The 23,031-nt window shown below is 69.9% G+C and carries 19 protein-coding genes and 2 pseudogenes; 10 read left to right on the top strand and 11 right to left on the bottom strand.

What is annotated here, in order from left to right; all coding sequences use genetic code 11:
• Positions 1 to 501 precede the first annotated feature (501 nt).
• The gene (locus tag ACIPFH_RS05695) at positions 502 to 744 is read right to left on the bottom strand and encodes an acyl carrier protein (protein WP_401823375.1); all 243 of its coding nucleotides are present in this window, start codon (positions 742 to 744) and stop codon (positions 502 to 504) included.
• 284 nt (positions 745 to 1,028) lie between these two features.
• A complete protein-coding gene (locus ACIPFH_RS05690; RefSeq protein ID WP_401823373.1) occupies positions 1,029 to 1,487 on the bottom strand; it encodes an ATP-binding protein in 459 nt (152 codons plus the stop codon).
• Between the two features lie 331 nt (positions 1,488 to 1,818).
• Here ACIPFH_RS05690 and ACIPFH_RS05685 point away from each other — a divergent pair, with 331 nt between their 5' ends.
• Together ACIPFH_RS05685 and ACIPFH_RS05680 are read left to right on the top strand one after the other, a co-directional pair.
• The gene (locus tag ACIPFH_RS05685; protein WP_401823370.1) at positions 1,819 to 2,424 is read left to right on the top strand and encodes a dihydrofolate reductase family protein; all 606 of its coding nucleotides are present in this window, start codon (positions 1,819 to 1,821) and stop codon (positions 2,422 to 2,424) included.
• A 99-nt stretch (positions 2,425 to 2,523) separates the two neighbouring features.
• Positions 2,524 to 3,384 carry a class I SAM-dependent methyltransferase gene (locus ACIPFH_RS05680; RefSeq protein WP_401823368.1) on the top strand — a complete coding sequence of 287 codons (861 nt, stop codon included), beginning with the start codon at positions 2,524 to 2,526 and terminating at the stop codon, positions 3,382 to 3,384.
• A gap of 326 nt (positions 3,385 to 3,710) precedes the next feature.
• Here ACIPFH_RS05680 and ACIPFH_RS05675 read toward each other — a convergent pair whose 3' ends face one another.
• Both ACIPFH_RS05675 and ACIPFH_RS05670 read right to left on the bottom strand, forming a co-directional pair.
• Positions 3,711 to 4,376: a response regulator gene (locus tag ACIPFH_RS05675; RefSeq protein ID WP_401823366.1), complete on the bottom strand. Its 666-nt coding sequence runs from the start codon at positions 4,374 to 4,376 to the stop codon at positions 3,711 to 3,713.
• Positions 4,377 to 4,416: 40 nt separating this feature from the next.
• Positions 4,417 to 5,574 carry a sensor histidine kinase gene (locus ACIPFH_RS05670; RefSeq protein ID WP_401823364.1) on the bottom strand — a complete coding sequence of 386 codons (1,158 nt, stop codon included), beginning with the start codon at positions 5,572 to 5,574 and terminating at the stop codon, positions 4,417 to 4,419.
• 107 nt (positions 5,575 to 5,681) lie between these two features.
• On the opposite strand from ACIPFH_RS05670, the gene ACIPFH_RS05665 reads away from it, so the two are divergent.
• Together ACIPFH_RS05665 and ACIPFH_RS05660 are read left to right on the top strand one after the other, a co-directional pair.
• Positions 5,682 to 6,629, top strand: a complete 948-nt coding sequence (locus tag ACIPFH_RS05665) for an ABC transporter ATP-binding protein (protein WP_401823363.1) — start codon at positions 5,682 to 5,684, stop codon at positions 6,627 to 6,629.
• A gap of 2 nt (positions 6,630 to 6,631) precedes the next feature.
• Positions 6,632 to 7,354 carry an ABC transporter permease gene (locus ACIPFH_RS05660; protein WP_401823361.1) on the top strand — a complete coding sequence of 241 codons (723 nt, stop codon included), beginning with the start codon at positions 6,632 to 6,634 and terminating at the stop codon, positions 7,352 to 7,354.
• Positions 7,355 to 7,373: 19 nt separating this feature from the next.
• Here the strand turns inward: ACIPFH_RS05660 and pip are convergent, their stop codons facing one another.
• Positions 7,374 to 8,339 carry a prolyl aminopeptidase gene (pip, locus tag ACIPFH_RS05655; protein WP_401823359.1) on the bottom strand — a complete coding sequence of 322 codons (966 nt, stop codon included), beginning with the start codon at positions 8,337 to 8,339 and terminating at the stop codon, positions 7,374 to 7,376.
• A 405-nt stretch (positions 8,340 to 8,744) separates the two neighbouring features.
• Between pip and ACIPFH_RS05650 the strand changes: the two genes are divergently transcribed.
• The 4 genes from ACIPFH_RS05650 to ACIPFH_RS05635 all read left to right on the top strand — a co-directional run bounded on the left by ACIPFH_RS05650 (position 8,745) and on the right by ACIPFH_RS05635 (position 16,785).
• Positions 8,745 to 9,092 (top strand): CU044_2847 family protein, encoded by a 348-nt coding sequence (locus tag ACIPFH_RS05650; RefSeq protein WP_401823358.1) that lies wholly within the window; start codon positions 8,745 to 8,747, stop codon positions 9,090 to 9,092.
• 72 nt (positions 9,093 to 9,164) lie between these two features.
• Positions 9,165 to 11,279, top strand: a complete 2,115-nt coding sequence (locus tag ACIPFH_RS05645; RefSeq protein ID WP_401823355.1) for a trypsin-like peptidase domain-containing protein — start codon at positions 9,165 to 9,167, stop codon at positions 11,277 to 11,279.
• Positions 11,276 to 12,250, top strand: coding sequence for an AAA family ATPase (locus ACIPFH_RS05640; RefSeq protein ID WP_401823353.1), 975 nt, complete (start codon positions 11,276 to 11,278; stop codon positions 12,248 to 12,250). The genes ACIPFH_RS05645 and ACIPFH_RS05640 overlap by 4 nt, the downstream gene beginning before the upstream one ends.
• A gap of 2 nt (positions 12,251 to 12,252) precedes the next feature.
• Positions 12,253 to 16,785, top strand: coding sequence for an SAV_2336 N-terminal domain-related protein (locus ACIPFH_RS05635; RefSeq protein WP_401823350.1), 4,533 nt, complete (start codon positions 12,253 to 12,255; stop codon positions 16,783 to 16,785).
• 418 nt (positions 16,786 to 17,203) lie between these two features.
• Here ACIPFH_RS05635 and ACIPFH_RS05630 read toward each other — a convergent pair.
• A pseudogene (locus ACIPFH_RS05630) lies at positions 17,204 to 17,419 on the bottom strand (ATP-binding protein); the annotation flags it as partial.
• 125 nt (positions 17,420 to 17,544) lie between these two features.
• A pseudogene (gene istA / locus ACIPFH_RS05625) lies at positions 17,545 to 19,161 on the bottom strand (IS21 family transposase); the annotation flags it as partial.
• Positions 19,162 to 19,393: 232 nt separating this feature from the next.
• On the opposite strand from istA, the gene ACIPFH_RS05620 reads away from it, so the two are divergent.
• Positions 19,394 to 20,149, top strand: coding sequence for a class I SAM-dependent methyltransferase (locus ACIPFH_RS05620; protein ID WP_067023809.1), 756 nt, complete (start codon positions 19,394 to 19,396; stop codon positions 20,147 to 20,149).
• Between the two features lie 73 nt (positions 20,150 to 20,222).
• On the opposite strand, the gene ACIPFH_RS05615 is transcribed toward ACIPFH_RS05620, so the two are convergent.
• The 4 genes from ACIPFH_RS05615 to ACIPFH_RS05600 form a co-directional block, all read right to left on the bottom strand.
• Positions 20,223 to 20,546 carry a hypothetical protein gene (locus ACIPFH_RS05615; protein WP_401823348.1) on the bottom strand — a complete coding sequence of 108 codons (324 nt, stop codon included), beginning with the start codon at positions 20,544 to 20,546 and terminating at the stop codon, positions 20,223 to 20,225.
• Between the two features lie 266 nt (positions 20,547 to 20,812).
• Positions 20,813 to 21,001, bottom strand: a complete 189-nt coding sequence (locus ACIPFH_RS05610) for a hypothetical protein (protein ID WP_359129857.1) — start codon at positions 20,999 to 21,001, stop codon at positions 20,813 to 20,815.
• Positions 21,002 to 21,266: 265 nt separating this feature from the next.
• Positions 21,267 to 21,566, bottom strand: coding sequence for a hypothetical protein (locus tag ACIPFH_RS05605; RefSeq protein ID WP_401823345.1), 300 nt, complete (start codon positions 21,564 to 21,566; stop codon positions 21,267 to 21,269).
• Positions 21,567 to 21,722: 156 nt separating this feature from the next.
• Complete coding sequence (locus ACIPFH_RS05600; protein ID WP_401823343.1) at positions 21,723 to 21,947, bottom strand: cold shock domain-containing protein; 225 nt, start codon at positions 21,945 to 21,947, stop codon at positions 21,723 to 21,725.
• A 531-nt stretch (positions 21,948 to 22,478) separates the two neighbouring features.
• Here ACIPFH_RS05600 and ACIPFH_RS05595 point away from each other — a divergent pair.
• Complete coding sequence (locus tag ACIPFH_RS05595) at positions 22,479 to 22,967, top strand: hypothetical protein (RefSeq protein ID WP_401823341.1); 489 nt, start codon at positions 22,479 to 22,481, stop codon at positions 22,965 to 22,967.
• Positions 22,968 to 23,031: the final 64 nt, after the last annotated feature.

The following is a 23,031-nucleotide window of genomic DNA, read 5'->3' as shown; positions in this document are numbered from 1 at the left end:
CCCTGTTCCTCCCCTGGAAAACCGGAGGAGAAGCCCGACCACGGCCCCGCCGGTCCCGGTACGCGAGCGTAGCGGGGGCCGACGGCGGCGCTGCTCGTTACGGTGGCCCTCAACGCGGAACAGCCTTTGAGGCGGGTGATGTTGGGCGCACCACCTCTGACCGATACAGCCACCGCTGTCAAAGCCTCGGCCAGGGCGGTCTCCCCTGGGTTCCGCTGCCGGGCCTGGGCGACGAGGCCTACCGACACATCCCGCCCGACTGCGCTCCACCGGGCGCACAGACAGCGGTACTCCTCGGGCGCGACTCAACCGCGCGGCGCGCTGACGGCAGACTCGTTCGCCCCCGGGGTCCCGACGCCAGCGGCCGCTCCCTGGTGTGGGAGCGGCCCTGAGCATGCAGCAGCACGGCACGCACTGGCCGACAGGCCCGTGACGCTCGTCGAGGTTCTGACTGACGTGGACCGAAGTGCGGCTCGGTGTCCTCCTGAGCAGGCTCAGCCCTCAGCTGACAGCCGGGCCGGCATCGTCGGTGCCAGATAGTTCAGCCAGGAACTGATGGGACCGGGCCGCGCGTTCCGAGTCCTGTTCCATGACGGTGCGAAAGAACTCGGCGATCTCCTTCTTCCCCGCGTTCTCCGCGTCACGAACGTACTGGCCGTAGTCGTGCCCGGCCTTCAGAGAGTGGTACTGAACGGATATGAGGTCGTACACGACGTCACTGAATCCCGTTTCGCCTGTCGCCATGAGTCCTCCTTGTGCCAAAAGCGGAACACCGGCCGAGTATCACGACCTGGGCAACTGAAACGAACTACCGCCGGCTCCACCATGCGCGCCACCGAGACCCGAGAGCCGTTCCCCGCGGTGTCCGACGACGGCACCCCGTGTGGCCCAGCGCTGGGCACGATGCGGATGGAGTGGCGGCCGATCCGGGCCCGGCCGAATGACAAGGCGCGGCTGGACACCGCCGGCCGCCCAACCCAGAGAAACCTCAGCACCCCTCGCGCAGCGGGCGGCTGCCTGCCGTTACGTCAGGAACAGGCGGTGGCATCGAGCAGGGCGAGGCGGGCCGTGATGCGTTTGCCGACCGGTTCCTGGTCGATGAAGAGGGCCTCGGTGATGGCCTTGACGATCTCCAGGCCGTGCTGGCCGATCCGGCCGGGATCGGCGGCCCGGGCCGCGGGAACGGTGGGGTTGCTGTCCCACACGACGACGTCCACGGCGCGGGAGGTGATGCGCAGTTCCACCAGGACCGGGCCGGGGGCGTACTTGCAGGCGTTGGTGACCAGCTCACTGACGACCAGCTGGGTCAGGTCCCTCGTGCGGGCGGGTACCGACAGGGGGTAGTCGGCTTCGGCCTGCTTGAGGAAGGCGAGGGCTTGCTGGCGGGCGTCGGCAATGCAGCCGTCGTCACCGCCAAGGGCGTAGCCGGCGCGGATCAGGTACTCATCCGGCGCCGGACCGCCGTCACCGTCGTCATGGGATGCCACTGGCGTCGCCCTCATTCGCCGCTCACGAGCGCGCCACTACCCCCGATCCCGTCATCCATGTCAGAGGCACGTTATTCGGCACGGTCACTGCCGTCGGGCAGGTGCCGCTGTGTGCGGGAAGAGGCCGTCATTGTCGTCGGTTGCCATGCTTCTCATTGACGCCCTCCTCCGCATTGCAACCGCACACAGCAGACCCCGCTCGGGTCGGCCAAGTGGTACCGCCTCACAGACGGGCCGATCCAAACGACGGCCCTTCGTGCTGCGCCGTGGAAGTTCCACCGATGAGTTTCCGGCGGTCGTGCCGTCTACCCGTCGACGAAGGGAGCGCACCATGCGCAAGATCATCATCTGCACGTTCCTGACGCTGGACGGCGTCATGCAGGCGCCGGGCGGTCCGGACGAGGACGCTGAGAGCGGCTTCGAGCACGGCGGCTGGCAGAAGCCGGTGGCCGACGACGAGGTCGGCACGGCCATCGCCGGCTGGTACGAGCACTCCGACGCGATGCTGCTCGGCCGCAAGACGTACGAGATCTTCGCGTCGTACTGGCCGACCGCCGATCCCGACAACCCATTCACCAATCGGATGAACAGCATGCACAAGTACGTGGCGTCCCGGACCCTCACGTCCGTCGAGTGGCAGAACTCCACGCTGCTGGAGGGCGACATCGCCGATGCCGTACGCAAGCTGAAGGCGTCCGACGGCGGCAACATCAACGTCGTCGGCAGCGGCGACCTCGCCCAGACCCTCATGCAGCACGGCCTCGTCGACGAGTACCGGCTGACCATCCATCCGGTGATCATCGGCACCGGCAAGCGGCTGTTCGCCGACGGAGCGATTCCCACGGCGCTGGAGCCGGTCAGCGTCTCGACGACGAAGGGCGGCACCATCGTCGGCGTCTACCGCCCGAGCGGTAAGCCCAGCTACGACAGCTCCTAGGACTGTCCGGCCGGAACTCACTACGGGGGCTTCAGCTCGTCGATGGGGACACACCATGGCGCAAGAGACCCCCACGCCCCGGCGGCCTAGGCTGAACGCATGAGTGATGCGGCGGGACGGGTCGAGCCGTCCGGGGTGTGGGCCACAGCCGTGGGCGTGGCCCGGGTGAGGGCGATGGAGACGGCACGCGAGCAGCCGCTGTTCCGGGACCCGCTGGCGCTGGCCTTCGCCACGGCCGGCGGGATCGGCCCCGGGGCGCCACCGCCCCCGCGCGCGGACGAGGCGGCGCGGCACCGCTGGCTCGGTGTGGCCTTCTCGATCGTCATCCGGACGAGGTTCCTGGACGACCTGCTGGACCGGGCTGTCGCGTCCGGCGTCCGGCAGGTCGTGCTGCTCGGAGCCGGGATGGACAGCAGGGCCTTCCGGATGGACTGGCCTGCGGGGACCCGGCTGTTCGAGGTCGACACGGCCGAACCGCTGGGCTTCAAGGCCTCGGTGCTGCGTCAGGAGCGGGCCGTTCCGCGCTGCGAGCGGATCACCGTCCCGGTCGACCTGCGCGAGGACTGGCCCGGCGCCCTGGCCGCGGCCGGGCACGATCCGGCGCAGCCGACGGTGTGGATCGCCGAGGGACTGCTGATCTATCTGCCCGAGGACGCGGTGCAGTCGCTGCTCGAACGGGTCGGCGCACTGTCCGCTGCGGGCAGCAGGATGGGCCTGACACTGGGCTCGCGCGGTGTGGTCGAACGCTTCCGCGGGGACGCCGCTCCGGGATCGGTAGCGTCGATGTGGGTCTCGGAGATGCCGGAGGACCCGGTCGGCTGGCTGGACGGCCTCGGCTGGGAGGCGGAGACCTTCACCCTGCGTGAGCGCGCCGAGGCCTACGGGCGTCCGGTGCTCACCCCGCCGGAGCAGGACGAGGGCACCGGCGGACTGGTCTCGGCGGTGCGCGCGGCTCACTGAGCACGACGAAGGCCGGCCCCCGCGTGTGGCGGGGGTTGGCCTTCTCCTGTCCGTCCCTGGGGTCCGCCAGGCCGGCACGCCGGCCCCGCCCGGGGCGAGGAACGGCTTGCCGTTCACCCGCTGGGACAAGCCGCGGTCCAGGTGGGGAGTGAACCGCCCAGCCTGAGCGAGCATCGCCACCGAGAGATCGACACCCCTCACCAGCGATACCTGACGCCAGCGCGCCAGAGCCGCACAGAACATCCCCGTCCCCGGGATGGGCCCCTGCGGGTGTCTGCCGCGCCCGACCTGCCGACGGGAGCCCCGGCCCGGCGTGCGGCCCCGGCTCAGCCGGGTGCCACGAACCCCGACTCGTACGCCGCGATCACCGCCTGCGTACGATCCCGCGCCCCGAGCTTCGCCAGTACGGCGCTGACGTGCGACTTCACCGTCTCGGTGCCGACGATCAGCCGGGCCGCGATCTCCGCGTTCGACAGGCCCCGGGCCATCAGCCGCAGCACCTCCGCCTCGCGCTCGGTCAGCGCGGCCCGTTCCATGGCTGCCCGCGCCGCCCGGTTGCCCACCCCGTCGCCGTACTCGGCGGCCAACTGCCGTACCGAGGCCGGGAACAGCAGCGACTCGCCCTCGGCGACCAGCCGTACCGCGTGCACGATCTCGGCCGGCCGCGCCCGCTTCAGCAGGAAGCCGTCCGCGCCCGCGCGCAGCGCCTCGTACACGTACTCGTCGTTCTCGAAGGTCGTCACCACGAGGATCTTCGGCGGCTCCGGCACGGTCCGCAGCAACGCCCGCGTGGCCTCGATGCCGTCCAGCAGCGGCATGCGCACATCCATGGCGACGACGCGCGGCCGCAGCTGCCGCACCAGTGGGATCACCGCGGCACCGTCCGCCGCCTCCCCAACCACCTCGATGTCCGGCTGCGCCTCCAGAACGGCCCGCAGACCGGCGCGTACGAGGGGTTCGTCGTCGACGAGCAGAACGGTGATCCGGGGCATCACGCCAGCGTAGATCAGCTCCTTGACGTCGAACGGTCGTTCAGCTCAGGGGCAGTTCGACGCGGACCTGCCAGTCACCTTGGTCGGGGCCGGTCAACGCCCGACCGCCGAGCAGCGCAGCCCGCTCGCGTATGCCACGCAGCCCGCTGCCCCGGCCGGGACCCGGTATCTCCGCCGTCAGCGGATTGCGGACCTCCAGGTCGAGGCCGCCGTCCGCGACCGCGATCCGCACCCGGACCGGGACGTCGCCCGCGTGCCGGAGCACATTGGTCAGCGACTCCTGGAGGATGCGGTAACCCTCGCGGGAGATCGGGCCGGGTACCGTCTCCAGCGGTCCCGACAACTCGGCGTCCACCTTCGCGCCGGAGTTCCGCGCCGACTCCAGCAGCCGGTCGGCCTCGGTCAGCCTGGGCCTGCCCTGAACGGGCCGGTCGGCTTCCCGCAGCACCCCCAGCACCCGCTCCAGATCCTCCAGCGCGGCCCGGCCGGTGTTCTCGATGGCGGCCAGCGCACGGTCGGTGAACGCCGGATCCCCGGCTGCCCGCGCCGCGCCGGCCTGTACCACCGCTACCGTCAGAGCGTGCCCTATGGAGTCGTGCAACTCGCGGGCGATCCTGCTGCGTTCCAGCAGTTGCTCGGTCCGCTCCTCCAGGGTGGCCAGCCGCTCGGCCGCCGAAGGCCCCAGCAGGCTGCGGGCAACCGCGGTGATCAGTTCGCCCAGACCGACCACGGCGGCGAACGCCAGGGCGAGGGTGACGGGTGCCAGGAGCGCGTACGCCCAGTGCGGCTGAACATCGCGCAGCACCGGGTTGTCCCGCGCCGTGTGACCCGACGCGACCCGGATCAAGTCATGGGCGAGGATGGGCAGCCAGGTGGTGGCCACCAGAGCCAGCGCCCCGAGGGCCATCCGTACCTCCAGCCAGAGCACCGTGCGGAACCGGTCCGGCCAAGTGGCCGCCGGCCCCACGGAGATCCCCGATTCCTCCTCCTCACCCGGCGTCAGCAGCAACCGCGCCTGCACACCCTCGCCCAGCCGCACGGCAGGGATCAACCCGAGCGGGATCAAGAACAGCGCCGGCACCCACGGGCGCGTGGGCATGATGAACATCCACAGGCTGACGATCAGCATCGGCACCCACAGATGCAGCAGGCGCGTGTACGTCGTCCCCTGGACCACCGAGCGCAGGAAGCGGGCCATTCGGTCATCGTGCCAGCCGCCACCGACAACGGGCCTCCCCCAGACGGGGGAGGAACTCTCCCCCCGCGGGGGAGGCCCCGCCCCCCGCCGACGGCCAGGCTGTGCCCATGACCAGCATCGACGTACAGGACCTCACCAAGGAGTACGGCACCGTCCGCGCCGTGGACCACCTCACTTTCCGTGTGGAGCCCGGCCGCGTCACCGGCTTCCTCGGCCCCAACGGCGCCGGGAAGTCCACCACCATGCGGCTCGTCCTCGGCCTAGACCGGCCGACCGCCGGCACCGCCACCGTCGGCGGCCGTGCCTACGTCGGCCTCGACGAGCCCCTGCGCCACGTGGGCGCGCTGCTCGACGCGCGGGCCGCGCACGGATCACGCACCGCCCGCGACCATCTGCGCGCGCTCGCGGCGAGCAACCGCGTCGCGCCCGCCCGCGTGGACGAGGTGCTGGAGGAGACGGGCCTGGCGAAGGTCGCGCGGCGCCGGGTGAAGACCTACTCCCTGGGCATGCGCCAGCGCCTCGGCATCGCGACGGCCCTGCTCGGCGATCCGCCCGTCGTCCTGCTCGACGAACCGTCCAACGGCCTCGATCCCGAAGGGATCATCTGGATACGGGAGTTGCTGCGCCGCCTCGCCCGTGAAGGCCGGACCGTCCTGGTCTCCAGCCACCTCATGAACGAGACCGCTTCATTCGCCGACCACCTGATCGTCCTCGGCCGCGGCCGTCTTCTCGCCGACACCCCGATGCGGGAGTTCATCCACGCGCGCCTGCAGCCCCGCGTACGGGTGCGCTCCACGGACGCCGACGCCCTCACCGACCTCCTGGCACGACACGGCTACCGCACGGCGGAGGGCGAGCATGGTGGCCGGACCGTGTTCGACGCGCGCGTGGACGACATCGGCCGTCTCGCCTCCGGCGTCGGCCTATCGATCCTCGAACTCGCCGCCGAGGAGGGCACCTTGGAGCAGGCATACCTCGATCTGACGGCCACAGAGGCCGAGTTCACCGCCGCTTCCTTCGTGGCTGCCACTCCCGCCCAGTCCCAGGAGGCCTGACCATGGCGTTCGCACCCGTCCTCCACTCCGAGTGGATCAAGATCCGTACCCTGCGGTCGATGCAGTGGGCCCTCCTCGCGGTCGTCCTCGCGACTGCGATCTTCTCCGCGCTCGCCGGACTGGACTCCGACAGCACCGACTCCGACCCGCTCTTCGCCGCGTTCTTCGGCGTCAACTTCGGCCAGGCCGCCGCCGTCGCTTTCGGTACGACGGCCGTCTCGTCCGAGTTCCAGGGCGGCGCTCTCCGACTTTCGCTGGCCGCCGTACCCCGCCGGGGCCTGTGGTTCACGGCCAAGGCGGTCGCGATAGGCGTACTGTCCCTGGCAGCCGGCCTGCTCACCGGAGTCGTGAGCCTCGCCGTCGGCAAGGCCGTCCTCGGCGACAAGGCGAGCGGACTCGGGGCTGCCGAGAGTTTGCGCGGCGTCATCGGCTGTGGCGCCTACCTTGCCCTGATGGCCCTCCTCGCGGCCGGCCTGACCGCCCTCCTGCGCAGCGGCGTGGCAACCCTGAGCATCCTCATCCCGTTCCTGCTCGTCGTGTCCTTCGTCGTCGGGGGAGTCTCCGGCGGCATCGCGGACTTCCTGCCCGACAAGGCGGGCCAGGTGATCCTCCACGAGACGTCCGACGGCGCGCTCGGCCCTTGGAGCGGCCTGGCGGTGGCGGCGCTGTGGGCGGCGGCCGCGCTGGCGGCAGGTGCGTGGAGTGTGCGGCGGCGGGACGCCTGACGCCGCGCAGCGGTGCCGATCACCGTCCGCTCTTGCCGAACCGCGCGATCGCCTCCAGGATCGCGTCCTGCATCGCGGGACTGCCTGTGTGTCCGGATTCGTCAATCACTTCCAGCTCCGCGTCCGGCCACGCCTTGGACAACTCCCACGCGGTCTTCAATGGGCTTCCGAGGTCGAGTCGGCCGTGGATCAGCACAGCCGGGATGCCGGCCAGCCGGTGTGCGTCACGCAGGAGTTGTCCATCTTCAAGCCAGGCATCGTTCGCGAAGTAGTGCGCGCAAATCCGAACGAATGCCATCAGTGCGTCGTCGGTCTTGTCGCTGTAGGCGCCCGGGTGACCAAGTACTTCGTGGGCGATGACAGCATCCTCCCAAGCGCACCAGTCCCGCGCCGCCTTCGCCCTGACCGCCTCATCAGGGCTGTTCAGCAGTTGGTCATAGGCGGCCACGAGATTGCCGCTCCGGTCCGCCTCCGGGAGTGCGTCGCGGAATGTCTCCCAGGGGCCGGGCAGCAGGCGTCCGACGCCGTGGTAGAGCCAGTCGGTCTCCTCCGGCCGGGTCGTGGTGACGCCGGCGATGATGATCTCGCAGACCCGCTCGGGATAGCGCTCAGCGTAGGCGAGGATCAGTGTTGAGCCCCAGGAGCCGCCGTAGAGGAGCCAGCGCTCGATGCCCAAGCGCTCGCGTAGCCGCTCCATATCGGCGATGAGGTGGTCGGTGGTGTTGTGATCGAGGCTGACGGACGGGTCGGAGGCGTGAGGCCGGCTTTCACCGCAGCCACGCTGATCGAACAGGACGATCCGGAAGACCTCGGGATCGAACATCTTGCGACTGCCGCGGTGCCCTCCGCTGCCGGGGCCGCCGTGCACGCAGAGGGCCGCCTTCCCATCGGGGTTCCCGCTGGTCTCCCAGTAGATCTGGTTTCCGTCACCGACATCGAGGAGGCCGTGCGCGTACGGTTCGATGGGCGGAAATGCCTGGGCCATGAGGTCTCCTCCTGGAGGCACGAAGAACAACTTCGCGAGGCTAGTCGACGGCTGTAACGACGTCTCCTGATTTGTCCTCAGCTCGGGCGGCATGCGGACCGGCCCGTTCGCCCATCGGGTGTTGACCGGCTTGGTCCGACCGCCGCGGGCGCGCGGCTCGCCAGTGCGGTGTCGCTGGTAGCAGGTGGCGCGGATCGGCTGGCCCTGTTGATCGCGGCTGGTGCAGGGGCCGGACCCGGCTGCAAATTGAGCAGGTTGCCCCGGGGCCCGAGTAGCAGCCGTCGCACAGGTTCGGGTGCGCTGCCCGCTGGTACCGCTCACCGGTGCCCAGCTGTACGTCCGGTGGCCGGTCTCAGTGCCGTAAAGTCCGTTACCCGGGTGGCAGTTGGTGGGCAGAATGGCTCCATGCCCGACTACATCGAAGTCAGCCTCGTCGGGGCGGAAGTGCGTCTGGAACTCGCCGACGTCGGGGAGCCCGTCGCGGACGGCGACGGCTGGACACCGGTGTCCAGCGGCGGGGCCAGGGTGACGGCGATGGCCGCCGACGCCCTGAAGGCGACCCTGCGGCCGCTGGGCCCGGTACTGCAGCACGTGCACGACTCGATCATGGGCGCCGAGAAGCCGCCGCAGGACGTCTCCGTGGAGTTCGGGGTGCAGATCGGCCAGGACCTGAAGCTCGGGATCGTCGGCGGCAGCGGCCAGGCCACGATGAAAATCACGGCGACCTGGCGGCTCGGCAGCGGATCGAACTGACCGATGACTTGGTTCCGACAGGATGGCTCCCCCAGCCCCGTCGTGTCCTTGCTGAGGCGGGGCCCCGGGGGCGTGGAAGAGCGCGGCGGCAAGGAGGCGGGCACCGCGGTGCTGCTGTCCCCCCGTCAGGTTCTCACCTGCGCGCATGTGGTCAACGACGCCCTCGACGTGCGGCCCCTGACCGCCGACCGCCCCGCCGCCGAGGGACTGGACGTCGTCTTCCACACCGCCGGGACGCCTCGACGGACTGTCGCCCGGGTGACGGTGTGGGTGCCGCCCCGGCGCATGCCTTCGGGGGTTTGGCACGGCGACCTGTGCGTCCTGGAGCTGACGGAACCCGCGCCCGAGCAGGCCCGGCCCGCAGTGTGGCGGGAGATGGCCGAGGGCCAGGCGGTCCGCGCCTTCGGTCCCGACGGCAAGGCCGGCGGCTTCGCAGACACCGAGGTCAAACTGGCCGACCAGGGCATCTACTACCTCGACGGGGCGCTGTCCGGTGCGGCCATCGCCCCCGGCTTCAGCGGCGGACCACTGTGGTACCGGCACGATCCGGCCGTGGTCGGCCTCGTGGTCGCGCACCGCGAGACGCACGGCCCGCTCACCGGCCAGCAGGTGATACGGCGCAGTTGGGCGCTGCCCTGGCAGACCATCCGAGCCGAACTGCTCGCCGCGGGCGCCGGCGACCTGATCGAGCGGTGCCCGGCACGCGACACCATAACCGCGGATCCCGCACGGGAGGCACTGGGCCAGGCCTTGTGGGAACTCCTCGGCGATCCGCTGATCCGGGCCGACCACGCCAGAAGACTCGCGGACCAGTTGGGCTATCACCCACCCGCGGACGCGTCGGCACCCGGTGTGGAGGAGCTGGCGGACCTGCTCATCACGGCGGACCGCGCCCTGGCCACCCTGACCGAATCCCTGGCCTCCGCCCACCCCGGCAGCGGGCGTCCACAGGCGCTGGACCGGCTGCTCGCGGCGGGCCGGCTGTCCGACACCGCCCGGCTGCTCTCCGTCGGCGAGCACCGGAGGCTGATGGGAAGGCTCAAGCAGGTCGCCGCGAACGATCCCGTCCTGTTGCCCCGCGCGGCCCGCGAGGCCCTGCGCTACATCCCGCTGCCCGCCGCGCTGCGCGGTGCACGCCTGTCACCGGAAGACGTCGAGGCGGCACTGGGCGAGCTGGAGACACTTCCCGACGGTGATCTGCCGGACGGCGGACCCTCGGTGCCCGCGCTGCTCAAGCTCGTCGAGTTCACGGCGGCGGCACTGCCCGACCCGCACCGCGAGGAGCTGCGCTCGTGGAGCGGGCGGGTCTCCCGCCGACTCGGCGTACACCAGGCGGCCCTGGCCCAGCGCAGGGCCGACGCGGCCGCCTGGACTGCTCGGCAGCCGGCCGCCGTCACCCGTATCGTCGCGCAGATCAGCACCTTCGCCTCGGACCCGCCGGGGCAGCACCGGTGCCGCCTGTGGCAGGTGCGCGAGGACGGAACGCCGGTCCCCGTGTTCACCGAGGAGTCGGGACCCGCCACCACGGACCGCATCGGGCGGCTCATCCGACAGGCGGCGGAGCGCGCCGAGTTGGACAGCGGCCAGGAGGTCAAGGACGTGGACATCCTCGTCGACCGGGAGGGGCTGCATCTGCCGGTCGACGAGTGGGACGCGGGGAACGCGATCGAGTGGCTGCCGGGCGAACCGCTTGGAGTCGGCCACCGGGTGGCACTGCGCTGCCCCGACATCACCGGCCACAACCCCAAGCACGCGCACATGCTGCGCGCCCGCTGGTCGGACGCCGACGCGGCCGAACCGCTCGTCGTGGACGAGAAGACGGCCGACCCCAAGCAGCTCTACAGCCTGCTGCGGACGTCCCACGAGCGCACCGGCAAGGTCGTCCTGCACGGCCCGGCCCTGGCTCGCAAGATCCTGCTGGAGATCTGCCTGGCCTGCGGCGTCCCTGTGATCCTCTGGGACCGGGTGGCACAGTCGCACGCGGACGCCCGCCGCCTCGACGAAATCGCACCGCACGGACCGCTGTTCCAGCTGCCGGAGAGGGTGCGGACCTTCCGGGGGAAGATCTGGGCGGACCCCGAGCGCCACCAGGCGCGCCCGTCCCTGGTGTGGGAACCGGAGGAACCCTCGCCGCTGCCGAGCCGCCACCGTCTCATGGACCCAGCCGAAGGAGCGCAGACGCGATGACCGATACCGGTGGCGTGCGGGGAACTCCGGTAGCCGACCACGAGGAGTGGCGGCTGTTCCGGGGCGACGGCGAGGAACGGCACGTCGCCCTGCCTTCGGCACCGCCCTGGCGACGCTTTCCCCGCACTACCCGGGCCAACGAGCGCCCGTACCTCATCGGCGGGAAGGAGGCGGACGTCGTCAGCGCCGCCCTTCACCTGCGACGGCCGCTGCTCGTCACCGGGCATCCGGGCACCGGCAAGTCCTCGCTGGCGTACGCCATCGCTCGCGAGCTGCGCCTCGGTACGGTGCTGACCTGGTCCGTCAACAGCCGCAGCACCGTGCAGGACGCGTTGTACCAGTACGACGCGGTCGGCCGGCTGCGCGAGAGCAACCTCGCGCGCGGGGACGACGAACCCGGCCTGGGCATCGGCTCCTACGTGCGGCTCGGGCCGCTGGCCACCGCGCTGCTGCCCACGGCCCGGCCCCGGGTGCTGCTCGTCGACGAGCTGGACAAGGGAGACCTGGACCTGCCCAACGACCTGCTGACCGTCTTCGAAGAGGGCGAGTTCGAGATCCCGGAGCTGGCCAGGCTCCCCGACAGCCAGACCACCGTCACGGTGATGACCTTCGACGCGGGAGCCCAGGCCGAGCTGGTGCGCGGCCGGGTGCGCTGCGAGGAGTTCCCCGTCGTAGTCATCACCAGCAACGGCGAGCGCGAGTTCCCACCCGCGTTCCTCCGCCGCTGCATCCGCCTGGACCTGCCCGACCCCGACGAGGACAAACTGCGGGCCATCGTGGCGGCCCACCTCGGCGAGTCCGAGGTGGCGGGCATGGACGAGCTGATGGCCGCGTTCCTGAACCGGCGCGCCCGAGGCGAACTCGCCACCGACCAGCTGCTGAACGCGGTGTTCCTGCGCATGGGCGGAGTGAGCCTGGACGCCGACGGTCTTCTGGACGCCGTGCTGCACCGGCTCGGCGGCACCGTGTAGCCATGATGCCGGAAGCGCTCCTGAAGGTACTGGCCGACGGCGGCATCCCCGTGTCCGCCGAGGAACTGCTCGACGTCCTGTGGCTGGCCCGGCACATGCCCCCGGGTGCCGCAGCCCCACTGGCCCGCGCGGCCGGGCGGACGGACGACGCCGCACACCCCGGAGCCGTCCGGGGACAGTCCGGCGAAGGCGATTCGCGGGACCCGGGCCACCGGCACTCCAGGACCCCCCGGCCGTCGAACGCCGCGAACCGGCCCGCTCAGAACACCGCGGCGGACCAGGCGGCCCGCGCCTCCACCCGGCCGCGCGGCCCGGAGGGGACCGGCGGCGCATTGCACGCGGCCGACGGCGCCGGGCACCAGCAGACCTCGCCGGCGCTTCCGCTCCGCATTCCGGAGGGCAAGGTCCTGACGCGGGAGGAACTGCCGTTGAGTCGGGCCCTGCGGCCCCTCAAACGCAGCCGCCCCGATCCGCGCGCCTGGGAACTGGATGAGCGGGCGACCGTGACGGCCGTGGCGGAGACCGGGCTCCTGGACCCCGTCCTGCGCTCCGCCCGCATCCGATGGCTCGACCTGGTGATGCTGGTCGACGACGGCGTGTCCATGCTGCTGTGGCGCCGCCTCGTCACCGAGGTACGGCAGCTCCTCGAACGCAGCGGAGCCTTCCGCACCGTGCGCGTGCACGGCCTCGACACCCGCAGCCAGAACGCCCCGCGGATCTTCATGCGCCCCTACCTCGGCGAGGACCACGGCGCCGCGCCCACCGTGAGTGCCACCGACGCCGCCGGCGGCACCCTGCTGCTGGTGATGAGCGACGGCGTCGGAACGGCCTGGCAGGACGGACGGATGCACGCCTTCCTCGCGCGCCTGGCCCGGCACGGCCCGACCGCCGTGATGCACACCCTGCCGGAACCCCTGCGCGACAACTCGGGCATCCGCGGCCGGCTGTGGCAGGTGACCACCCGGCGCGCGGGAGCCGCCAACCACACGTGGCAGATTCGCGATCCGGTCCTGCCACCGGAACTGGCCCCGTTCGACGGACTGCCCGTCCCCGTCCTGGAACCGTCGGCGTCCGTGGTCGAGGCCTGGGCCCGCCTCATCGGCTCCGCCGGCACGAGCGAGCGAATGCGCCTGCTGGCCCCCCTGCCGCCCGCCCTGCCCCCCACCACGCCCTGGCCCGACCCCCAGGACGCCGGCCACGACGTGCTGCGCTTCCGCGCAGCGGCCACCCCCGAGGCCTACCGTCTCGCCGCCCACACGGCAGCCGTCGCACCGGTGACCGTGCCGGTCATGCGGCTGATCCAAGGCGTCCTGGGGGACCACATCGACACCAGCCACCTGGCGGAGGTCTTCCTCGGCGGCATGATGCGCCGCACGGACACGGGCGGTGACCGCACCCACCCGGAACACCGCGTCTTCGACTTCCCCGAGGACACCCGGCGCATCCTGCTGAGCACCGTACCGGCGAGCGAACTGCTGCGGACCAGTCGGGCGCTCGTGACCCGTCTCACCGAACTGGCGGGCAGCGCACCGGAGTTCGCCGCCTGGCTGGCACACGAGCACGGCCCCGGCCGGGTCAGCGCTACGGGACGGCCGTTCACGATCGCCGACGAACGCCTGCTGCGGCGCCTCGGCCTGTCCGCCGCCCCGGCGTCTGCGTCCCCTTCGTTGCCGCCTTCGGGAGGCGGGAGAGCCGACGTCAGAGGACTCGTCGACCGGCCGGGCTCGCCATGGAAGAGTTTGCGGGAGGATGACCCGGCCCGGCTGGGCTCGTACACCCTGTTCGCCCGCAGCAGCGTCGTCCACGGGCATGTCGTGCAGTACCTCGCCTGGTCCTCTCCCCGCGACACCGACCCGGACCGCATCACGCTGCTGCGGGTGCCCCGCAGCGGGGACCGCACCGCCGACAGGGACCTGGCCCGCACCGAGGCGACGGCACTGGTACGCCTCATCGGTCTCAGCGCGCCCATGCTCTGGCGGCAGGAACTGGACGACGAGCCGTGGCTGGCGGTCGACCCCCACCTGCGGCTCGCGAGCAGGCAGCCGCCCCAGACCCTCAAGGCGTTGCTGCGCGATGGGCTTCTCAGCGAGACTCAGTTGGCCCTGACAGGCGCCAAACTGGCCGCCGGAGTGGCCCGCGCGCACGGCAAACAGATGGTGCACGGTGCACTGACCCCCGACCGCGTGCTCGTCACGGAGAAGGAAGTGCTCATCGCGGACTGGGCGACCGCCACGATCGACGGCGTCCCGAGCCGGCAGCGCCCGGCCCCCGAACTGGACAGCGCCTATCTCGCACCCGAACTGGCAGCCCGCCGCCCGACCCAGCCCACGGAAGCGTCCGACGTCTTCGCGCTCGGTGCCCTGTTGCTCACCATGCTCCCGGGTTTCCCAGCGGCGGAGGGCGAACTGCAACGCGTCCTGCGGCAGTGCGTGGCCCGCGATCCGCGTGTACGGCCTTCCGCCGCGCACCTCTCCCGTGTCCTGCGCGCCCACGCGAAGGCACTCGCCCCGCGTTTCTCCGGCGGGCGCCCCGGATATCCGACAGGGGCCGAGGCGACCGCTCCCCGGACCCTGCTGATCAGCTACGCCGGTGTCGACCGCCCATGGGCCGAGTGGATCGCCTGGCACCTCGAGGAGGCGGGGCACCACGTCGTCCTGGACGTGCCCGAGGTTCCCCCGGGGGCCGCGTTCGCACGGCACCTGCACAGCGCCGCGCAGAACGCCGACGCCGTGATCATGCTGCTCTCGAAGACCTATGCCGCGTCAGGATGGGCCGGACTCGACACCGACGTCCTGAGCACGTATCGCGTCATTCCGCTGGCTGTGGAAGCCTTCACTCCCGAGGACCTGCCGGAGTCCCTGCGGAGTGTGCTGCGCCGCAACCTCTTCGGTCTTGACGAACCGGCCGCCCTGGCCGCCCTGCTGGACGCGGTCCGCGGCCCGGTGCCCGGACCAGTTCCCCCCTTCCCGTCCCCCCTGCCACCCCCGGCTTTCCGACGCCCGCCTGTCCCCACCCACCTGTCGGTGCCCGACACCTGGAACGTCGGGCGCCGCAACCCGGACTTCACCGGACGGGAGCGGGTACTCGCGCACCTGCGTGATGTCTTCGCGCCGGAGGAACGCGGCGCCGTGCAGGTGCTGCACGGCCAAGTCGGCGTCGGCAAGACCGAGGTCGCCGTCGAGTACGCCCACCGTTTCGCCCGTCTCTACAACGCGGTCTGGTGGATCGACGCCAAGGACGCCGAGCGGATCCCCGTCCAATACGCGGAACTCGGCTTCCACCTCGGTGTCCGGATGACCCCCGGGCTGATCCCCCACCTGCTGCCGGAGCTGTTCGAGCGTCTCCGCACGCGTGACGACTGGCTCATCGTCCTCGACGGCGTGGAGGACCCGGAAACGGCCGACCGCTACATTCCTGACGGGCCCGGTCACGTCCTGATCACATCGAGGAACCCCGCGTGGGCGGAGCGCGCCCGCCCGACTCGCCTGGGGGTGTTCACACGCCTCGACGCGGTGGAGTTCCTCACCGAGCGGCTGGGGGTGACCTCCAGGGAGGCCTACCTTCGCGCCGAAGAACTGGGAGACCACCCTCTCGCTCTCGCACGAGCCGTCGAAACCCACAGGACAGGAGTGGCGAACGACCCCTATCCTCCTCCGGTCTCACAGGCCGTCACCAGCCTCGGCCACGAAGATCTCGTCGCCATGGACCTCCTGCGCATGACGGCGTTCCTCGGCCCCGAGCCCATCCCGGTGACCTGGGCGCCGGAACTCCTCCAGCAGTACGCGCTCCCCGGGCTCCATCTGGACCCGCCGCCGCCCGAAACGGCCCTTCGGCCGCTGGCCCGTCGGGGCCTGGCGGACGTGGAGGACGACACCTTCCGGATCCACCGGCTCACCCAGGCGCTGGTCCGCGCCCGGACCGACGAGGAAGCGGTGTCGGGCAAGGTCGCCGCCTTCCTCGCCGCCGTCGACATCGGTCGGCCCGACGTCCCCGACGCGTGGCCCCTGTGGTCCCTGTTCACCGCGCACCTGACCACCGGCCACCTCGGGGCGGCCGAGCGGCCGGAACTCCGCCCACGACTGCTGAAAGCCGTTGACTACCTGATGGCGAGCGGACAGCACCAGCCGGCACACGACCTGATCGTCTTCCTGCGGCGGACCTGGTCCGGCGCGCCGGGAGCCGACCACCCCGACTCCCTCCGCCTGTCCAACGCCCTCGCCGTCACGCTCAACTACCTGGGCAGGCACCAGGAGGCATACGGCGTCCACGAGGACAACGTGGCCCGGTCCCGGCGGGTCCGCGGCGACGACCACCCCGACACGCTCGCCGCGGTCCACAACCTGGCGCTCTCCCTGCACCGACTGGGCCGCGTGCCGGAAGCCGTCCCCCTGCTCCAGGACGCACGCCTGCGCGCCGTACGCGTGGGGGACCCCGACCACCGGGTCACCGAACGCCTCACCAAGACCCTTGCCGCCCTGCTGAGACTCGCGGGCCGGGAGCACGAGGCGGAGGAACTGCTGCACGACCGAGACTGAGGCCTGTCCGGCGGAGGAAGCCTGACGGTTGAGGCGCCCGAAGGCCAGTGGGGCAGCCGCGCCTGCGCCGATACCGTGCGGCTGGAGAAATGGACCTTCCTGATCTACTGCTTCACCGAAGCCGGCAGCGCACTGTGGCCTGCGCCCGCCTGCAGCGGTGGGTCGAGCGATCACCGCTTCAGGAGTTCGATCCGCGACCGTCCGTACTGCGGCCAGCACCAAGTAGGCCGAAGTCCGCTGTTGTTGATGTCAGGTGTGGATGTCAGCCGTCCATCAGATCCGGGTAGGGACAGAGTTCCAACGGGGCGGTCGGACGATCGGCCCACTTCCACCAGAGGGGTCGGTTGGAGCAGCCCCAGACCACACGGCAGGTTCGGCGGTCGTCCTCCTCGCGGTGACAAAGCGCCATCGCACCGGCCTTCCGGGGGCACTGGGCGGCCTTGATCCGGCGTTCGGAGCGGCGCCTGGCGCGGTCGTCGCACTCGGCCAGCAGCAGTTCGGCCAGGAACACCAGGTAGGACATCTGGTCGTTGCCGGCCTTGGCCGCCAGGTCGGGAAACTGGTTGCGGATTGTGGGCAGTCGCAGGACCCGGCATGCCTGGTCGACGGCGGCTTGGGCGGCTTGTTCACTCATCCGGCGGCTTGGGCGGCTTGTTCACTCATCCGGCGGCGAGGGCTCATGGCGGCGGCTTCTTCCTGCTCGGCTTCTGAGTAGGTCTCGGGGGCCGGCGCGCGCCCAGCGGCGGCCACGGCGGCTCGCCGGCTGGGAAGCAGCTGGTCGTAGATCGACACGTCAGGCATGGGGCGGGTGTCTTTGGGCAGTTGCGCCAGGGGCCGCTGGGTCAGCGAGGTGACGGTCGCTGCGACGGCCCGGTCTGCCTCGGTAGTGGCTCGGCGTCGTGGCTTGGCCGAGGTCGGTTCGTCGTTGTCGGCGATGCGGCGGGCTTCCAGCGCGGCCGCGTCCGCGGTGAGCGCTCCGACCTGCAGCGCGGCGGCCAGGCCGGCGACGACGTGGTCGTGCTGCATGTGCCGGTGCAGCAGCAGAACCTCGATCAGAGCGCGGGTGCCGACGGTGTCGCTGTGGGCGTTGCAGGCGGCTGTCCACCAGGCTTCGTGGATCGGGTGAACTGGCCTGCGGCCCGGGCCTGTTCGAGGACGGTGGCGCCGGGCAGCGCGCCCGGTTTGCGCAGCAGCGCTTCGAGATAGTGATCGAGCTCGAGCCGTGATCCGCTCTTGGTCAGCAGCCGTTCGTGCTGGGCGATCTCGGTGCGGCCGTCGAACACCACGAGCTCGGAGGCGTGCAGCAAGACCCGGACCTGGCGGCCGATGAACCGGGTCGGGACCGAGTAACGGTGGGTGCGGACGGTGATCTGGGAGAACCGGTCGACCCGTGGGGTGAACCAGCGGCCGGTCTCGAACGTCTCGACGGGCAACGGCTTCAACAACGGCCGTTCGACGGCGAACAGCTCGCCGATCGTGCGGGGACGGGTCCCGATCCGCCGGGCCTCGTCGGCCAGATCCCACTCGTCGATCAGCATGTTCAAGTGCGCCAGCGAGTCGATCTCGGGGACGGGAACGAAGTGGTTGCGGCGAAACCAGCCGATCTGGCCCTCGACGCCGCCTTTCTCGTGGGCGCCCCCGATTCCCGGCGTGCAGTAGAACGGCTCGATGCCGTAGTGGGACCGAAATGCGGTCCACCGGTCGGTCTCGAGCCGGCGCCGCGTGAAGCCGAGCACCGACGCGACCGCGGCCTTCAGGTTGTCATACCGGATCTTGCCGAACGGCACGCCGCCCAGCACTCTGAATGCGTGCTCGTGGCCCTCGAAGAACGCCTCCTGACCGCCGGAGGCGAACACCCGGTGCACCGCCTTCCCGGAGAACGACAACCGCAGGCAGAACAAATGGCACTTCACCAGCTCGCCCCGCAAACGGACCGCGACCTCGCCGAAGTCGACCTCGGCTTCGGCGCCGGCCAGGTGCGACTGCTCGATGAACACCTGCGCCGGGCCACGGCCGGCCTCGACCCGAATCTCCGGCTTCCGCTTGGCGACGTGTGCGCACGACCTGGTAGGACACGTCGTCCATCGCGTGCTCGTTGATCAACCGGCGATAGATCCGGACCACCGTGTGACGCTGCTTCCTCGGCGCATCCAGATCAGCCAGCAGCATCTGGTCGATCACCGGCTTGAACGGATCCAGCTTGGAACGGCGAGGCGCGTACGGTTCCCGAGGTTGCGGCCACGCCGAACTCAGCGCCTTCTGAACAGTCCGCCAGCCCACCCGGTACTTGCGCTCCAGTGCCCGGTTCGACATGCCCTCGCGAGCGTCACGCCGCAGCGCGGCATACAACTCGACCTTCGACTGACCAGGCGGCATCGGCGGTGCTCCTTCACTGAGCACATTCACCTTGCCACCGCAACGCCGCGAGTGCCACTACTTCTCACGAACAACTTCCCAGCTAACCAGCCGGTGAAATCCACTCAGACGGACAACTGACAACCCACAAACACCGTCAGAGCCATCCTTGCGAAAACCATTGGTGCCCGGCTTGCTCCGCTGATGGACTGGCGTCCTACCGTGAGTCTGCCGCGTGACGGAGGTAGTGGTTGTGACAGGCTATGACGTGCTTGCCGAGGTGTACGAATGGCTCATCTCGGATGCAAAGTTGCCTCCAGCCGAGTTCGCTGCGTCGTTCGACGACGTCCTCAATCTCCTGCCGTCGAACGCTCACGTCCTCGACTGTTCGTGCGGAACCGGACAGTTGGCGGTTGGCCTCGCCGGTCGTGGCATGCAGGTTGTCGCAACTGACGCCAGCGAGGCGATGGTTCGTCGGACTGCAGAGTTGTCCGAGGAGTTCGGGGCATCCGTCCGGGCCGTACGGGCGAACTGGGAAGAGTTGCCCGACCATTTCCAGGACAACACGTTCGACATGGTGTTCTGCGTTGGCAACTCGCTTCACCATGCCGCGGGCGCGACAGGCAGGGGTGCTGCTCTGGAGTCGATGTCACGGCTTCTGCGCCCCGGCGGGCGCTTGGTACTCACATCCCGCACTTGGGAACTCGTGAGGGCCAGAGGTTCCCGGCTGGAGATCAGTGACCGACTCGTCCGCCGGAACGGTCGCGATGCCGTCGTGGTCTACCGCTGGGAGATTGCGCCGCATTGGGAGGAGGAGCACCACATCGAGATTGCGATCGCGCAAGTTGATGCGACCGGGTTGGTTCTTGTCCGCTCGGAACTGCTGTCCTGCTGGCCCTACCGGTACGAGGAACTCGAAGTCGAGCTGCACCGGGTCGGACTCCAAACGGAACTGAGCACGTTCGATCTTGAGGCCGAGAACTACATGGTGGTCGCGAGCAAGGTATAAACACCGACTCTCAGTCCCTGGCCGGACCGCGCGGTTGCTCGCAGGACGCTTGCGCCCTCTCATCGGTGCGGGTTCAAGTGGTCAACGCAACGCCTCGGACGAGGAGTGCTCGTCGATCAGACAGCGGTAGATCCGGGGTGACGGTGTGGCGCTGTTTCCTGGTCGCGTCCAGATCAATGAGCAGGATCTCGTCGATCAGCAGCGTGAACGGATCCAGCTTCGACGGCCGCGCCGAAGCGGTTGTCGTGCGTGGCTGCGGCCAAGCCGAGGTCAGGGCCTTGTTGACCGTGCTCCAGGTGACGCCGTACTTGCACTGCAACGCCCGGTTCGACATGCCATCACGGGAGTCGCGCGGCAGCGCGGCGTACAACTCGACCTTCGACTGGCCAGGCAGCATCGGGGGTGCTCCTTTACTGAGCACATCCAGCTTGACACCGCAACCCCGATGGTGACGTCAGAATTCGCGAACATCTTTCTGGGACATCACCTGGTGCCGTCAGCTTTCACGAACAACTGACGTCACCAACTACCGACAGAACCACGGGTGAATGCCTGCGGTGCGGCCTCGTCGGACCCGACTGCTTTCTCCGTGGTTCCCCGCTCTTCCCGCCCGATCTGGTGCGGCTGTGGTGCGCGTCCTGGTCGTCGAGCCCTCACGGGCGCCTACCGCTTCTGCGCTCGGTACCGCTTCATCAGCGCAGTGATCCGCGCTTGGTCCGCCTGACCATTGAGCTCGGCCAGGAGATCGTCAGGGCACAACTCGTAGAGGTCGCCCCACCATCGGCGTCCTCGGTTGTCCCAGACTCGGTAGCCACCCGGCACGCCCCTGGCGACGTAGCGTCTCCTGCTCACCGTCCCCCTGCTCCCGGCACCGCTGGGCCGTCACCCAGCCTCATCCCCGCCTGACCATACGCAGGGTGCGGCTGGCCTGCGAGGCGTTATGCAACAGCGCCGGCCCGCACGCCTTCCCACCGTGGCGGGCGTTGCGCAGGGGCGCTCCCGGGTTCATGGGCGGCTGGACTTCGGCGCTGAGACGGCTTCGGTTCTCGTCTGCACGGCCATGAGCAGCACTGAGCGAGACGGACGTTGGCGTCCAGCCGGTGCGGGTGTCGTCGGACTAGAGGCCGCGAAGTGCCTCGTACAGGTCGCCGTAGGCGCTCCAGCACGTGACGCTTCCGTCGTCATTCAGACTGCCCATGTACCAGTCCTCATCGTTGACGGCTTTCACCAGACAGAGCCCGTGGAATCCCAAGACGATCTCGGAGTGGAGCCGCTCGCCTTGTGCCGGCCAGCCTGTCACGACTCGATCGGTGTCGAGAGATGCGGCCTCCCAGTCGCCGGAGACCTTACGAATCTTCTCCAGGGTCCAACCTGCCGGGAACTGCCTGCCATCCCATGATGATGCCAGCCACCGCACGCTCCGAGTGCGGCAAGGCTTCTCAGAACACCGCTTCAGGAGTTCGTTCAACGGGGCTTCAGGAGCTTCGAATGCCTGGTGCATGACCGTCAGGGCCGCTCGTAGCTGCGGCTGTCTGCCGTTGTTGATGTCGGATGTGGATGTCGGATGTGGATGTCAGGCCGGCCGAGGCACTATCTTCACTGCCCGGTAGTCGTAGCCGTCTTGCTTGAAGCCAGGGGCTTCCCATTGGAGATCTACACGTTGCCCCGGCGACAGCGTATGGAAGCCCTTCGTCTGGATTTCGGCGTAGTGGCCCCAACAACCGCCGGGTGTCTCGGGAGAGTCGAGTACCCCCCACCCTTCCTCGTCGTGCCACTCACGGACAGTCGCAGTCACCATGCAGCGACTATACGAGTGCCGGCCGCGCCGACGTATCGAGGGGCCTCAGCTTGGGAAGCCGCGATCCTTCGCGGCCGGTTTGGGCGCTGACCTGGTCGGACGACGCGGTCGCGGTCTCGTTCGGCTCGGCTCGCGCTCGGCCAGGGTGATGAAGCCGCAGCAGGGACAGCGGTACGGTCCATCCGCGTCAGCGCCCTGAACATTGAACAAGGTCACGGCTGAGACAATGCCTGGTGCGCCGGGAACCAAGCACCAGAGTTTTCGGGCCGGCCGATCGTTTCGTTTCCGCTCCCTCGTACTCGAATTGAGCCGGCGGGTTGCTCGTCCAGGGCTCTTTCATCCGTCCCTGGACGGCAGGAACTCACGAGTGGGACGGCCCGGGCGAAGGGACGATTTCACATCGCCGAGGTGTGGGTGACAGCAACAGCGCGACCACCAGCAGGCGATCGTGCCGACCTGGCGAGCCGTGCTGAGGACGCTCGGGAATTATCCAGGTGTGGGCCGGCACGAGTAGATGCCAGAGTCACCGTCGTGACCTTGATGAACGTGCTCGTCGACTTCGCCCGGACCGGCCGTATCGGCCCGCTTCACTGCGGCATGCCGCTGACCGAGGCCGAGGATCTCCTGGGTCCAGGACGCCCACACCCCGCTATTCGGATGATACCGGACATTGACGGCTACCCCCACGCTTGGGACAGCCTGGAGCTGGTCATCACCCAACGCCTTGTCAGCGGAATCGGGATCAGCCTCCGGCCAGGCCCGACGACCAGGTTGCCGCCGCTGGTCCTGCCCGACGCGGAGTCCTATCCGTCCACAGTGCTCCGAGAAGACCTGATCGCCCGCCTTGATGCAGTCGACTGCCGCCACGACGTCAACGACCGCCTCACGTTCGGACAGCAATCCAGCATCCTCACCCAACCCGCCAACGTCTGCGCGGTGTTCTTCACCCCTGGCCGTGACGACCGCATGTCCCTTCGTGAACGCCACTATCTCGGCGTGATCCACAAGCGCACCGATTGACTTCTTTGCCCGCAATGAACCCGGCCAGTGAGCATCCGCAGGGCCGCCGGCATCCGGTGGCGCC

Origin of the sequence: Streptomyces sp. NPDC088157 (genome assembly GCF_044741545.1) — a bacterium.
GTDB lineage: Bacteria > Actinomycetota > Actinomycetes > Streptomycetales > Streptomycetaceae > Streptomyces.
The sequence above is the reverse complement of the archived record's forward strand: the minus strand, read 5'-3'. Positions and strand labels throughout refer to the sequence as shown.

Excerpts from the sequence above, each read along its gene's own strand:
- ACIPFH_RS05695 (WP_401823375.1), bottom strand. The coding sequence starts at position 744 with ATGGCGACAGGCGAAACGGGATTCAGTGACGTCGTGTACGACCTCATA.
- ACIPFH_RS05685 (WP_401823370.1), top strand. The coding sequence starts at position 1,819 with ATGCGCAAGATCATCATCTGCACGTTCCTGACGCTGGACGGCGTCATG.
- ACIPFH_RS05680 (WP_401823368.1), top strand. The coding sequence starts at position 2,524 with ATGAGTGATGCGGCGGGACGGGTCGAGCCGTCCGGGGTGTGGGCCACA.
- ACIPFH_RS05675 (WP_401823366.1), bottom strand. The coding sequence starts at position 4,376 with ATGCCCCGGATCACCGTTCTGCTCGTCGACGACGAACCCCTCGTACGC.
- ACIPFH_RS05670 (WP_401823364.1), bottom strand. The coding sequence starts at position 5,574 with ATGGCCCGCTTCCTGCGCTCGGTGGTCCAGGGGACGACGTACACGCGC.
- ACIPFH_RS05665 (WP_401823363.1), top strand. The coding sequence starts at position 5,682 with ATGACCAGCATCGACGTACAGGACCTCACCAAGGAGTACGGCACCGTC.
- ACIPFH_RS05660 (WP_401823361.1), top strand. The coding sequence starts at position 6,632 with ATGGCGTTCGCACCCGTCCTCCACTCCGAGTGGATCAAGATCCGTACC.
- pip (WP_401823359.1), bottom strand. The coding sequence starts at position 8,339 with ATGGCCCAGGCATTTCCGCCCATCGAACCGTACGCGCACGGCCTCCTC.
- ACIPFH_RS05650 (WP_401823358.1), top strand. The coding sequence starts at position 8,745 with ATGCCCGACTACATCGAAGTCAGCCTCGTCGGGGCGGAAGTGCGTCTG.
- ACIPFH_RS05640 (WP_401823353.1), top strand. The coding sequence starts at position 11,276 with ATGACCGATACCGGTGGCGTGCGGGGAACTCCGGTAGCCGACCACGAG.
- ACIPFH_RS05635 (WP_401823350.1), top strand. The coding sequence starts at position 12,253 with ATGATGCCGGAAGCGCTCCTGAAGGTACTGGCCGACGGCGGCATCCCC.
- ACIPFH_RS05615 (WP_401823348.1), bottom strand. The coding sequence starts at position 20,546 with ATGCTGCCTGGCCAGTCGAAGGTCGAGTTGTACGCCGCGCTGCCGCGC.
- ACIPFH_RS05600 (WP_401823343.1), bottom strand. The coding sequence starts at position 21,947 with ATGGTGACTGCGACTGTCCGTGAGTGGCACGACGAGGAAGGGTGGGGG.